Source organism: Gilliamella sp. HK2 (genome assembly GCF_001690265.1).
Taxonomy (GTDB): Bacteria; Pseudomonadota; Gammaproteobacteria; order Enterobacterales; family Orbaceae; genus Gilliamella; species Gilliamella apicola_C.
In genome coordinates this window covers 80,058-94,037 of the sequence record NZ_LZGV01000016.1, presented here as the reverse complement: position 1 = coordinate 94,037, position 13,980 = coordinate 80,058, and the positions used below count along the sequence as shown (strand labels likewise).

Genomic DNA, 13,980 nt, shown 5'->3' with positions numbered 1-13,980 from the left:
TGTTGGCTAAATTTATTATGGGCATATCTTCAAACAATTTGACGATTAAAGATATTGCAAAGCTTTGTGGGGTAAGCAAATCGACGGTGTCACGGGTGATAAATCATGACCCAATGGTTAGAGCCAGTACACGCTCCAAGGTGATGGCAATGATTGAACAGCATCAATTTACGCCGTCAAAATCAGCTCGCGCCATGCGTGGTTATGGCAATAAGGTCATTGGTATTATTGTGACCCGCCTTGATTCATGGTCAGAAAATCAAGCGGTTCGCAGTATGTTGCCTATTTTTTATCAGCATGGTTATGATCCTATTATTATGGAGAGTCAATTTAGTGCCGCTAAAGTTAAAGAGCATTTATCCATGCTAAAAGACAAGCAAGCTGATGGCGTGGTTATTTTTGCGTTTACTGGGCTTGAGCATTCATTATTACCCTTCTGGCAAAATAAAAGTGTGGTGATTGCCAGAAAGTTTCCTGCTCATACTTGTATTTGTTATGATGATATAGGGGCAGTAAATACGCTACTTACCTATTTATATCAGTCACAACGACATCAAAACATTGGATATCTTGGTATTGATCAACAAGACCAAACCACTGGCGCTCGGCGTTACCAAGCTTATCTGGATTTTTGTCAGCAATATCAACTGATCCCAAATGCGGCCTTAGGTCAATTAAGTTATCGCTCAGGCTATGAGCTCGCCATACCGGTATTAGCACAAAAGCCATCGGCAATTGTTTGTGCAACAGATAGCATCGCATTAGGATTAAATAAATACTTACACGAAAAACAGTTAGAACATATTGTGGTTGGTAGTATTGGTACTAGTGAACTACTGAGCTTTCTTTTTCCTAAAACTTATGTCGTTGAGCTGGGTTTTGATAAAGCGGGTAGTTATGCCGCTCAAGAATTGTTGAATCTATTACAAAATCAGGCCTCCTTTAAAACTATCACTGTGCCTTGCAAGTTGATAGGCTAGTAACCTCCCTATTTAGTTAATTTGTGCTTATTTAATCTCAATTTGTGATGTCAATCACAAAAAAGGGAACGTTCCCATTTATTAATTATTCATTTCAATCTATGCTTAACATTAAGCAAAAAATAGTCAGATGATCTATTCAAATAGAATGATTTAGACTGAGATTTTACCAATCAAGGGAACGTTATTATGGCTAAAGAATTAACAATAACCACAGAATCTATTGGGCAATTGATTGATTTTATTGGTGGTAGTAAAAATATTGCCAGTGTCACCCACTGTTTAACAAGGTTACGCTTTGCGCTGGTTGAACCCAAATTAGCTAAAATTGACGCGATAGAAGCATTACCTTTTGTCAAAGGCTGTTTTATTAATGCTGGACAGTTTCAAGTCATTATTGGTACCAATGTGGATAGCTACTATAAAGTATTGATACAACAATTAAATTTAAGCGAATCAAGCAAAGAACAAACCAAAGTTGTGGCTAAACAAAATATGTCGTTTTTTGAAAGGTTGATCTCTAATTTAGCCGAAATTTTTATACCCCTGTTGCCTGCTTTAATTGCTGGCGGGTTATTACTGGGACTGCGTAATGTGCTTGGTGATATGCCATTTATTGACAATAAACCGCTTACCGAAAGTTACCCTTGGTTAGCACCAATTTATAGTATTCTTTGGTTACCTTGCGAGGCAATTTTTCACTTTTTGCCCGTTGCTATTTGTTGGTCAACCACCAAAAAAATGGGCGGATCGCCGGTACTCGGTATTGTGTTGGGGGTTACCTTAGTTTCGCCTCAATTAATGAATGCTTATGATTTAGGTAGCAAAATACCCGAAGTATGGGATTTTGGTTGGTTTACTATTGCTAAAGTTGGTTATCAAGCACAAGTGATTCCCTCGATTTTTGCTGGATTAGCACTCGGCTTTATCGAAACCCGTTTACGAAAAATGGTTCCCGATTATTTAACTTTGGTTATTGTACCTATTGTTGCGTTACTAACTTCGGTCTTTTTAGCCCATTTTGTTTTAGGCCCATTTGGTCGCATGTTAGGTAACGGTATTGCTTATATTGTTAAATACTTAATGACCGGTGATTATGCCTTTATTGGTTCGGCTATTTTTGGCTTTATTTATTCACCACTGGTAATTACAGGTATTCATCACACCACGCTTGCTATTGACATGCAGATGACCAATAGTATGGGTGGAACACCAATTTGGCCCATTATTGCTTTATCTAACATAGCTCAAGCTTCAGCCGTGGTTGGTATCATTTTAGCCAGTAAAAAACAAAATGAACGTGAAGTCTCTGTGCCTGCGGCGATATCAGCTTATTTAGGCGTGACTGAGCCTGCCATGTATGGCATTAATTTGCGTTATAAGTTCCCGATGTTATGCGCCATGATTGGCTCGGCGTTAGCCGGATTAATTTGTGGGTTAGCTGGCGTGTTGTCTAATGGCATTGGTGTTGGCGGCTTACCCGGCATATTGACTATCAAACCGATATATTGGTCAATTTATGCCGTTGCTATGTTGGTAGCAATTGTCGTTCCGATTGTTTTAACCTCGTTAGTTTATAAAATAAAACAGAAGCAAGGCACGTTAAATATCCGCTAACTTATTGATGTCACTTTTTATCGTTGTATTAACTAAACGGTAAGTGATACTGATTAACTGATTAACAAAAAGAGTGCACAATGAACAAAATTACAATTCCTTGGTGGCAAAATGGGACTATCTATCAAATTTATGTAAAAAGTTTTCAAGCTAGTGGCACAAATTCAACTGGAGACTTACAAGGTATTATTAAGCGATTAGATTACTTAAAAAACCTTGGAATTAGTGCCATTTGGTTAACGCCAATCTATCCATCGCCGCAAATTGATAACGGTTATGATGTTTCGGATTATTACGATATTGATCCAAGTTATGGCACAATGGCTGATTTTGAGCTACTCATTGCACAAGCTCATCAACGAGATATCCGAATTATGATGGATATGGTGTTTAATCATACTTCAACCCAGCATCCTTGGTTTAAAGCGGCTTTAGATAAAAATAGCCCTTACCGCTCCTTTTACATATGGAAAGATGCCGCCCCAAATGGAGCAGAGCCGAATAATTGGTTATCAAAATTTGGCGGTAAAGCGTGGCAATGGCATCAACCATCAGAGCAATACTATTTACACTTATTTGCTAAAGAACAAGCCGATCTCAACTGGGAAAACCCAACCGTTCGTGATGAAATCAAGAAAGTGTGTCAATTTTGGGCGAATAAAGGGGTCGATGCGCTTAGGCTTGATGTGATTAATTTAGTGTCTAAACAGCAGAATTTTCCTAATGATGAAAATGGTGATGGACGACGATTTTATACCGATGGTCCACGTATTCATGAATTTTTACAGGATCTGAGTACTAATGTGTTGCAACCCTACCAGTTGAAAACGGTTGGTGAAATGTCATCAACCACACTAGAAAACTGCCGAGAATATGCCGCATTAGATGGTAAAGAATTGACTATGACCTTTAATTTCCATCATCTAAAAGTCGATTATCCTAATGGCTATAAGTGGTGTTTAGCTAAACCTGATTTAATTGAGCTTAAAAAAATTATCGGTTATTGGCAAACGGGCATGCATAATCAAGCGTGGAATGCCATTTTTTGGTGTAATCATGATCAGCCACGCATTGTATCGCGCCTTGGCAACGAAAACCAATATCATACACAATCAGCCAAAATGCTAGCCATGTTGCTGTATGGTTTACAAGGAACACCTTATCTTTATCAAGGCGAAGAAATTGGTATGACCAACCCCCATTTTACGGATATTACGCAATATCGCGATGTTGAAAGCCTGAATATCTATCAAGAAAAACTCGCGCAAGGCATGACAAAGCAGGAAATCTTAGCCATTTTAGCCAGTAAATCCAGAGACAATAGCCGAACCCCAATGCAATGGGATAACTCAGTTAATGCAGGGTTTACGCAAGGTGAACCATGGATTGAGGTTGCCGATAATTATCCACAAATTAATGTTAATACCGCACTCAATAATCCCGATTCAATATTTTATTGTTATCAAACTTTAATTGCGCTCCGCAAGCAGCATCCGATTTTTATTTTAGGCGACTATCGCGATTTTTCCGCTGATATTGGCGATTATTGGGTTTATGTACGTAGTTACTGTCAGCAACAACTATTGGTAATAATTAATCTTACTGATAAAAAAGTCAATTACGCATTACCAACACAATTACAACATCTAAGCTGGAATCAATTATTAAGTAATTATCCAGATAGCCCGTTCTTAGGTTCGCAAATAACATTAAGGCCTTATGAAGCAATGTATTGGCTACAACAAAATAATTAAGCAAGCAATATGGGCAATCAAAGATAGATTGCCTGTTTTTATATAATCATAATGGTAGTAAGTCATATAAAAACTTGTACATATTAACCAAAGCTTGCCTTTCCTTAGCTGAATTTGGCATTTCATGTATCAAATCGCTAAATGCCCATTATGTCGTCACAATGGGTGGCAAATCATGTACTATTCAATTTGTTTACTGCGAAGGCTCAATTGAGCATCAAATAGCGCATACAAATCCTATCAATGGCAAACATTCACCAACCTACCTATCTAGTCAGCGCACCAAAATTAAGCAAAAATATAAAGTAGAAGAATAGTTTTTAGATGGCTAGATTTATTAGTAACGATCAGCGATAATCCTAAACAACCTTATCAAATTTGCTGTTACTATGTTTATCATTTATCATTCTAACCAAGTCGATCTACTCAAGACACTATTAAGTGAATTGATGCTCAGGCAACCATTAGAAGACGTATTCATACCTGATGTCGTTATGGTGCAAAGCCAAGGTATGGCACAATGGTTGCAAATTGCGTTAGCTGATGAATTGGGGATTGTGGCTAATGTTGACTTTCTTTTTCCTACACAGTTTATTTGGCAGCTATACCAAAAATTGTTACCCAATGCGCCAACTGAAAATAGTTATAATATTGAATCAATGACGTGGCGTTTATATTACTTATTACCCCAAGTTATTAAGCAACCTGAATTTAGTGCACTTAGCCATTATCTTAATGATGATAAACACGATAGAAAACGCTATCAACTCGCAACGCGTATCGCTTGGTTATTTGACCAATATTTAGTTTATCGCCCTGATTGGTTGGCAAAATGGGAAGCCAATCAAACTGTTGCCGAATTAAAGCATCATTCTGATGAAACGTGGCAAGCCGAGCTTTGGCGCAAGCTAATAGCTATCAGCCAACCTTATCATCGGGCTAATATTTATCAGCAAATGCTTGAGATTTTGTTAGATAAACATTTTGATCGTGCTTGTTTAGATCCGTTACCTGAGCGTATTTTTATTTTTGGTATTACTTCGCTTCCCCCTATTTATCTCTCATTACTTTCAGCACTTGGACAACATATTGATGTCCATTTAATGTTTAATAATCCATGTAAATGGTATTGGGGAGATATTGTTGAAAAACAATTATCAGATATCGAAAATACGCCAGATAAAATCCCTAATCCATTATTAACTTCGTGGGGGAAATTAGGTCGAGATAATCTATTTTTACTACAAGAATTTAGCCATAAGCAAGATATTGAAGCGTTTGTCGATCTGGATTGTTCTTGTTTGTTACAGACCATACAACAAGATATTTTGGATCTTTATCAAAGCGAATTTTGTAATAAACATATATCACCTATGGATAAGTCCATTTCATTTCATGCCTGCCATAGTGAACAGCGAGAAGTTGAAGTGTTATATGATTATCTGTTATCGGTTTTTGATGATGATCCTACATTGGAGTTACGTGATTGCATTGTTATGGTGTCGGATATTGATAAATATGTTCCTTATATTCGCGCTGTGTTTGGAAATGCTACTGGGAAGCGATTTTTACCTTTTACTATTTCTGATCAAAAAGCACGAAATATTGATCCGATTGTGCAAGGTTTTTTCACTATCTTAAATTTTCCTCAAAGCCGATTTACGGCCGAAGAGCTATTTAACTTATTAGAAATCCCCGCTATTGCCGAAAAATTTGCCATTAGTGAATCACAATTAACTTTGCTACGAACTTGGATTGTGGAATCGGGTATTCGTTTTGGGCTTGATAGTGGGCATAGTTGGTTATTTGGGCTTAAACGGTTATTGCTTGGCTATACCATGAGTAGCGAACAAGGTGGCTGGCAACAGATATTACCTTACGATGGCGCAACAGGCTTAGATGCTGAATTAATTGGCCAATTAGCCGAGTTTATTAACGTTGTTAATGAGTGGGTTGTTATTTTAAGTGAAGAAAAATCCCTAATTGATTGGCAACCTTGTTGCCTTAAATTGATTAATGATTTTTTTGTCAGCAATCCGCAACGTGAATCCATTTTGTTGATGCTTGAAGAAGAATGGCAAAAATTGATTAGTAGTGGTTTAACGGCTAATTATACAGATAATATATCTATCGCTATCTTGCATGATGCTATGCAATCACGTTTAGAGCAAAACCATTTGGCTCATCGTTTTTTAGTTGGGAAGGTAAATTTTTGTACCATGATGCCAATGCGCTCAATACCGTTTAAAATTGTGTGTTTGCTTGGTATGAATGATGGCGATTATCCAAGAACATCTCTTCCCCTTGATTTTGACTTAATTGCACATCATCCAAAGCGAGGGGATCGTAGTCGTCGTACGGATGATCGTTATCTATTTTTAGAAGCAATTTTATCCGCCCAAAAACAGTTATATATCAGTTATATTGGTCGTGATATGAAAGATAATAGTGAGCGTTATCCTTCTATACTTGTTGATGAGCTTTGGGAATATATTGTTCAATACTATAATAATCAATCTGTAAATAGTTTAGATAAGCATAGTCATCTTGATGCGTTAAAAATTATCCATACACGAACACCATTTAATCCTAAAAACTTTTTACAAGATCCTAAAAGTTATGCCGACGAGTGGTTACCTGCTGCATTACAACAAGGTAAAAGCCAATCATTTATCAGCGAAATTCCAACAATTATTGTCGATGACATTAACCTTGATGAATTAAAGCGATTTTATCATCATTCTATTCGTCTATTTTTACAGAAGCGTTTTAATTTTTATGCTAATTATCTAGACGATACTTTGCCCGATGCTGAAAATTTTAACTTGGATAATTTAAAACGTTATCAATTAAACTTGCAGATTTTAAATCAACAAATTACAACAAATAGTCAAGATCCAGATAGTTTTTATCAACAATTAGCCTTAACTGGCGAGTTACCAGATGGTGCATTTGGTGAAATTATTTATGATGAACAATTTGAAGCACTACAATCATTAGCTAATAAAATCAATCAAGAACGCTTGATCATGACAACCCAAGAAGTCAATTTAACCATTTCGACCAATAAAAAAGATTATTCATTGCAAGGTTGGCTAACTCATATTCAAGATGATGGTATATTGACATGGCGTCCGTCAAAACTTTCAATTCGAGATGGGATTTCGTTGTGGATTGATCATTTAGTTTATTGCATCTTAAACCCTGATAAAGTTGAAAGCCAAAGCCGTATCTATGGTCTAGATGGTAAACAATGGCGTTTTTTACATTTACCAAATGATGAAGCTATGACCATTCTAACCACGTTAGTAGATGGCTATTTGCATGGTATCAATCAACCTTTATTGTTACCTGTGCAATGTGCATGGGGTTGGTTAATGGCAGCCTATAATAAGAAAACAGGTGAAATTGTCGCCAGCGAAAGCGCAATAAATAAGTTATTAAATACTTGGCAAGGTGGCTTTAATCAATCTGCTGAATGTGACAGTTATTATGCTCGCTTGTATCCTGAATTAACGGACGAGTTAATTGAACAGATTATATTTGCAGCTCAGCAATTTTTATTACCCATTTTATTACATCAAGTAACGGTAGAATAAGGCGACATTATGTTTATTGATACACATTGCCATTTTGATTTTCCACCTTTTGCTGGTGCGCTTGGTGACTCAATGTATAAGGTGCGTCAAGCGGGTATTGTTGGGTTAATTATACCTGCGGTTAGTGCTAATTATTTTGATACTGTTTTACAACTTACGGATCTTTACCCTGAACTTTATGCTGCTTTGGGATTACATCCTATCTATCAACATACAATGGCTGATTTAGAGCTGTTAACCCATATTGTTGAAACCAAACCTAAAAAATTAGTTGCCATTGGTGAAATAGGACTCGATCGCTATGATTTAACAGTAGATTGGCAACAGCAATTATCGTTTTTTAGATCACAATTAGCACTTGCCAAACGGTTTGATTTACCTGTTTTGATTCACTCACGCAAATCACACGATATTATGTACCACGAATTGCAGCAAGCCAACTTACCTTGCCATGGCGTGATACATGGATTTTCTGGTAGCTATCAGCAAGCCATGCAATTTATTAAGCTTGGCTACTATATTGGTGTCGGTGGTGTAATTAGTTATAAGCGAGCGAATAAAACGCGAAATACTATTGCCCAATTACCACTTGAAAGCTTAGTACTTGAAACCGATGCGCCTGACATGCCATTAAGCGGTCGCCAAGGGCAAGTTAATCGTCCTGAATATATTGTTGAGGTTTTTAAAGTCTTGTTGCAATTACGCAAAGAATCATCAGATGATATACTTAATACCATTATAACAAATACCTTGACGTTATTTAGTAGAATCAACAGAGTGAAAAATACACAAAACAACTAAAATAACCCTAGCCCTGTCGTACTATAACGATGCCGGTTTGGTTTAGGATAGTGATTTTCGCCCCATTATCAGTATTGCTTTAAAAATATCGTTTTCCATACGGCGTTGTTTAATCGCGTTGCGCAAAGCTAGCAACTCTTATTCTTGCGAACTACAATTACCTTTTTTTAAATGAGCCACTTTAGCTGGCTTACGTTATCAAACGCTCCAATGCTGATGGGGTCAAATCATATTCTGCAACGATTTCACTACGTGATTTACCGTGTTGCTAAAGGCTAACCATTTGATGTTTAAAATCTTCATTGAATATTCGCCTTTTTTGTTTAATCTTGGTAGTCATGCCCAAATTAGTCAAGTTGGCGCCAGCGTTATTATTGTGGTTGCCATTCATAATATACTAGGAATGATCAGCGGTTACTGGAGCGGACGTTTATTGTTTTTTGATGAGTCAACCTGTCGAACAATGTCTTTTGAAGTAGGAATACAAAACCCTGCGCTTGCAGTCACATTAGGTACTCCCTATTTTTCGGTATTATCAGCTTTTTCTGCTACGGTATTTTCGGTTTGGCACAATATTTCTGGCTGGCTATTGGTAAGTTAACCCTGTTAAAAATAAGAAAAAAGCCAATAATTGATAAATATTATTGTAAAATAGCATTTATCATATCTCCTACCGAATACAACACTCAGTAGAAGAGCTTAACTTTCAGTGCTTATACCAGCACTTATACTGCATTTAAATCAATTTTGGGTTAGATTAAAATGAATAGCGAATTACAGTTATCCCCCTTTGTGTATCGAATATTACCATGGATTGCAGCTTTTGCTTTTTTTATGCAATCACTTGATACGTCAATATTAAATACAGCTCTACCCACTATGGCTAAAGATCTTAATGAGTCCCCTTTAAATATGCAATCAGCAGTAATAAGTTATGCATTGACTCTAGCATTGTTTATTCCTGTCAGCGGTTTTTTGTCGGATAAATTTGGCACAAGAAATATTTTTGTCATGGCTGTTTCGCTATTTACACTTGGTTCTTTGCTTTGTGCTTTATCCAATTCATTACTTTTTTTAGATATATCACGCGTTATTCAGGGTATTGGTGGTTCAATGATGGTACCCATATCACGTTTGGTGTTAATTAAATCTTTTAAACGTAGTGATTTTCTAGCGGCTTTAAATACAGCCACCATTCCAGGCCTAATTGGACCTGTTTTAGGCCCTGTATTGGGTGGTTATCTGGTTGATGTGGTAAGTTGGCATTGGGTATTTTTTATTAATTTGCCTATTGGTATTTTAGGCGTAATCATTAGTTGGAAATATATGCCCAATTTAAAAGGCGAAAAGATGCCTTTTGATCTGTTTGGTTTTATATTTATTGTTGTTGCTTTTATTAGTGCCACTTTAAGTGTTGAGATTTTAAACCAAAATCAGAAATATGATCTTCCATTGTTACTTGCTGCCATTAGCTTGTTCTTTTTGGTTATTTATCGTCGATATGCAAGAAAAAAACAGGCTCCATTATTTCCACTATCGCTTTTTAAGATTCGCACATTCAAAATAGGCATTATTGGAAATTTAATCTGTCGATTAGGAATATCTGGTGTGCCATTTCTTATTCCCTTGTTATTACAAGTAGGGTTCGGCTATTCAGCTATTTTTGCAGGTGTTATGCTTGTACCAATGGCGATTGCGTCAATTTGCACCCGTATTTTTATTCCGCGTATTTTAGCTCGCCTAGGCTATCGTTTAGTACTTGTCGCTAATACGATTTTAGCGGGTGTAATGATTGTGCTAATGTCTCAGTTAAATTTATCAACATCACTTATACTAATCAGTTTATTATTATTTTGTATCGGTGGTATTAACTCTATGCAATATACGGCGATGAATAGTATAACTTTAGCTGATTTACAAGGTGAAACAACAAGTAGTGGCAATAGCTTAATGGCAGTTAACCAACAATTAGCAATTAGTTTTGGCACAGGATTTGGGGCGGTTTTACTCAGATTGATAAGCAATACGACTAATACTATTCACGCATTCCAACTAACATTTGTTATACTTGGTGTTGTTACCATATTATCAAGTTTTATTTTTGCGCAATTAAAAAAAGAAGATGGACAAAATTTAACTGCTCATCATCAAGAAACAAGGAGATAAGCATATGTTCCAATACCAAATTATCCCAGTTACCGCTTTCCAAGAAAATTGTAGCATTATTTGGTGTGATAAAACGATGGAAGGGGCTGTTATTGATCCTGGTGGTGAGCCAGAGCTACTTAAAAAAGCGATTGAAAAACTAGGTGTTAATATTAAACAAATTTTATTAACCCATGGGCATTTAGATCATGTTGGTGCAGCCGTTGAATTAGCTAAACATTACAACGTGAAAATTATTGGGCCAAACCAAGAAGATGAATTTTTATTAACCTCTTTGCCACAACAATGCGTTCAGTTTGGTTTTCCACATACTGACAGTTTTTTACCTGATCGTTGGTTAAAAGAAGGTGATCAGATCCAAGTAGGAAAAACTACCCTTGATGTGCTTTTTTGCCCAGGACATACCCCAGGACATATTGTTTTTATTAATCATTTGGATAAATTAGCTTTTGTTGGTGATGTTTTATTTAAAGGTAGTATAGGGCGAACTGATTTTCCTCGTGGCAATCATGCCGATTTGATTTCGTCAATTACCCACAAATTATTACCTCTTGGCGATGACTTTATTTTTGTGCCAGGGCATGGGCCGATGTCGAGTTTTGGTCATGAACGAATTAGCAATCCTTATCTAATCTAAGTTAAGAAATACATAGCCTTTGTTATTACATTTTTATTTTAGTGCGTAATAACAAAAGCTCCTCTCATCATCTTAATGTAAACTATTTTAATAAAAAACAGTTTACATTAAGATGCATTACGTTATCATAGTTCTACTATTTATGAATAAAGGTAGAAAATAATGAAACAACAACTGACTTCGTATTATCCAACGTTTATTACCACATTGGTTAACTTATCTTCTTGGCAACGTAAACTATTGGCTACCACAAGTGCGGCATTACTCTTAGGGCTAGCGGCTAATATTAGTATTCCAACTTACCCCGTTCCATTTACATTACAATCATTAGCGGTGTTGTTAATTGGTGCTTTCTTAGGTCGTAAGTTAGGTACATTAGCCATACTCCAATACCTATTGTTAGGCGCAATGGGGTTACCGTTATTTGCCAATGGTAGTGGTGGAATTATGGCGCTGGCTTCACCATCTTCTGGCTACTTATACGGCTATGTTTTTAGCGCTTATTTAGCGGGGTTTGCAGCAGAAAAAGGTTATGATCGTCACTTTATTTTCGGTTTAATTGCATTTGCTTGTGCGCATCAATTATTATTTGCATTTGGTGTTGTTTATTTGATGGGCTATTTGCACATTAGTTTTATTGATGCTTTAAAAGTGGGTTACTTTCCATTTGTCGGTATTGATGCGCTCAAATTTATCATTGCAACTTGTGTAATGTTTTCTCTATGGCGTTATCGTGCTAAAAATCAATAATATTCAAAGTGGCGATATCATCTTCCAAAGCCTTAACGAAGATAATGATTTTAGTGACGCGATAAACTGTTCTGGCGCAGTGCCTAACATGGATAAAATAACAAAAAATATCAATCATGTCGGTTTATATATCGGAAATAATATCGTTATTGAAGCAACGCAACAATATGGTGTGATTGAACAACCACTGGCTGATTTTATTTGTGCAGCTAAGCGCAATATTATTGGCAGAATCGATGATTTAGTTGTTATTAAAAATGCAATTAAGCGAGTTAAAACTTGTTTAGGTTCACCTTACAATCATAGCTTTTATCCCGATTCGGACGGATTTTATTGTAGTGAGCTGATCACTTATGCTTTCAAAACTAAGCATGGTAGTGACTATTTCGCATTATATCCAATGAATTTTAAGGATTTAACGACAAATCAAATTTTACCTTATTGGATTGATTATTATCGTGAGCTAAAGCAGAGGATCCCACAACAAGAGCTTGGCTCACATCCACAGCAATTACTTAGACAAGACCACTTATTCAAGACAATCCTAACACTTGAATTATCCTAAAAGGAGGTAATTAACACAAAAAAGCATTTTACTATTGACATAGCGCCATTAAATCTATAATATGCGCGCTACATTTCGGTTCCTCCATAGTTCAGTCGGTAGAACGGCGGACTGTTAATCCGTATGTCACAGGTTCAAGTCCTGTTGGAGGAGCCAACTTTCATGTTTTAAAATCTCACCTTTAATAGATAATATCTTAATACTAAGTCATCTTATCCACCTTTTATCACGTTAATATCAGCAATCTATATTGTATTTACAAATAAATTATTCATAATAATTTAGCAATAGATCTATCAGAGCTAGATATATAAAGCTCCATTCGATCATAAAGTTGATGATATATTTATCGGTAAGGAGGGATGAGCAATGCATGTACATTTTATTATTCATGAAGCATTTGAAGCGCCTGGTGCCTATGAGCAGTGGGCCATGATGCATCATCACACAATAACCTATTCTCGTGTTTATCTAGGTGAATCGCTTCCTCACCATATTGATAAGATTGATATTCTTATTATCATGGGCGGGCCTCAATCACCGTCAACAACTCAACAAGAGTGTGCATATTTTGACTCTATAGCAGAACAAGGTGTGATCTTGTCTGCGATAAAAGCGGGTAAAATGGTCATTGGTGTGTGTCTAGGTGCGCAATTAATTGGCGAAGCACTAGGGGCAAACTATGCCAAAAGCCCAGAAAAAGAGATTGGGAAGTTTCCTATTACACTAACTGAAATCGGTAAAGCCAATCCTTTATTTGCTGATTTTGGAAGTGCATTAGAAGTTGGCCATTGGCACAATGATATGCCAGGTTTAACCAAAGATGCCCAAATTATTGCTTATAGTGAAGGCTGCCCTCGCCAAATCATTGCTTATGGCAAATTAGTTTATGGATTCCAATGCCATTTAGAGCTAACGCCTAAAGTAGTTGATTTACTGATTGCCAATTCACAAAAAGAGTTTAGTCATACGGAAAAATACCGCTTTGTTGATACCCAAGATAAACTTCGCTCTCATAATTACACTGAAATGAATCAAAAGCTTTTTACTTTTCTCGACAAATTGAGTCAGCTTTATCTTTCGCCTTAAAGAAAATAATTGATTATATCTT

12 protein-coding genes and 1 tRNA gene are annotated in these 13,980 nt (G+C 36.5%); all 13 read left to right on the top strand.

Annotation, left to right across the window (positions count from 1 at the left end):
* Positions 1-17 precede the first annotated feature (17 nt).
* The gene (gene treR / locus A9G45_RS01380) at positions 18-980 is read left to right on the top strand and encodes a trehalose operon repressor TreR (RefSeq protein ID WP_065566126.1); all 963 of its coding nucleotides are present in this window, start codon (positions 18-20) and stop codon (positions 978-980) included.
* A 189-nt stretch (positions 981-1,169) separates the two neighbouring features.
* The gene (gene treB, locus A9G45_RS01375) at positions 1,170-2,597 is read left to right on the top strand and encodes a PTS trehalose transporter subunit IIBC (RefSeq protein WP_065566125.1); all 1,428 of its coding nucleotides are present in this window, start codon (positions 1,170-1,172) and stop codon (positions 2,595-2,597) included.
* Between the two features lie 80 nt (positions 2,598-2,677).
* The gene (gene treC, locus A9G45_RS01370) at positions 2,678-4,351 is read left to right on the top strand and encodes an alpha,alpha-phosphotrehalase (protein WP_065566124.1); all 1,674 of its coding nucleotides are present in this window, start codon (positions 2,678-2,680) and stop codon (positions 4,349-4,351) included.
* Between the two features lie 74 nt (positions 4,352-4,425).
* A complete protein-coding gene (locus A9G45_RS01365) occupies positions 4,426-4,668 on the top strand; it encodes a hypothetical protein (RefSeq protein WP_065566123.1) in 243 nt (80 codons plus the stop codon).
* A 72-nt stretch (positions 4,669-4,740) separates the two neighbouring features.
* The gene (gene recC, locus A9G45_RS01360) at positions 4,741-7,950 is read left to right on the top strand and encodes an exodeoxyribonuclease V subunit gamma (protein WP_065566122.1); all 3,210 of its coding nucleotides are present in this window, start codon (positions 4,741-4,743) and stop codon (positions 7,948-7,950) included.
* Positions 7,951-7,959: 9 nt separating this feature from the next.
* Positions 7,960-8,751 (top strand): TatD family hydrolase, encoded by a 792-nt coding sequence (locus A9G45_RS01355; protein ID WP_065566121.1) that lies wholly within the window; start codon positions 7,960-7,962, stop codon positions 8,749-8,751.
* A gap of 286 nt (positions 8,752-9,037) precedes the next feature.
* Entirely contained in the window at positions 9,038-9,352 is a 315-nt protein-coding gene (locus tag A9G45_RS01350) for a hypothetical protein (protein WP_065566120.1), read from the top strand.
* 161 nt (positions 9,353-9,513) lie between these two features.
* Positions 9,514-10,917 carry a DHA2 family efflux MFS transporter permease subunit gene (locus tag A9G45_RS01345; protein WP_065566119.1) on the top strand — a complete coding sequence of 468 codons (1,404 nt, stop codon included), beginning with the start codon at positions 9,514-9,516 and terminating at the stop codon, positions 10,915-10,917.
* Positions 10,918-10,921: 4 nt separating this feature from the next.
* Positions 10,922-11,554 carry an MBL fold metallo-hydrolase gene (locus A9G45_RS01340; protein ID WP_065566118.1) on the top strand — a complete coding sequence of 211 codons (633 nt, stop codon included), beginning with the start codon at positions 10,922-10,924 and terminating at the stop codon, positions 11,552-11,554.
* Positions 11,555-11,716: 162 nt separating this feature from the next.
* Entirely contained in the window at positions 11,717-12,304 is a 588-nt protein-coding gene (locus tag A9G45_RS01335; RefSeq protein WP_065566117.1) for a biotin transporter BioY, read from the top strand.
* Positions 12,288-12,869 (top strand): YiiX/YebB-like N1pC/P60 family cysteine hydrolase, encoded by a 582-nt coding sequence (locus A9G45_RS01330; RefSeq protein WP_065566116.1) that lies wholly within the window; start codon positions 12,288-12,290, stop codon positions 12,867-12,869. Before A9G45_RS01335 ends, A9G45_RS01330 begins: the two co-directional genes overlap by 17 nt.
* An 80-nt stretch (positions 12,870-12,949) precedes the next feature.
* Positions 12,950-13,025: transfer RNA gene (locus tag A9G45_RS01325), tRNA-Asn, on the top strand.
* A 213-nt stretch (positions 13,026-13,238) separates the two neighbouring features.
* Positions 13,239-13,958: a type 1 glutamine amidotransferase gene (locus tag A9G45_RS01320; protein ID WP_065566115.1), complete on the top strand. Its 720-nt coding sequence runs from the start codon at positions 13,239-13,241 to the stop codon at positions 13,956-13,958.
* Positions 13,959-13,980: the final 22 nt, after the last annotated feature.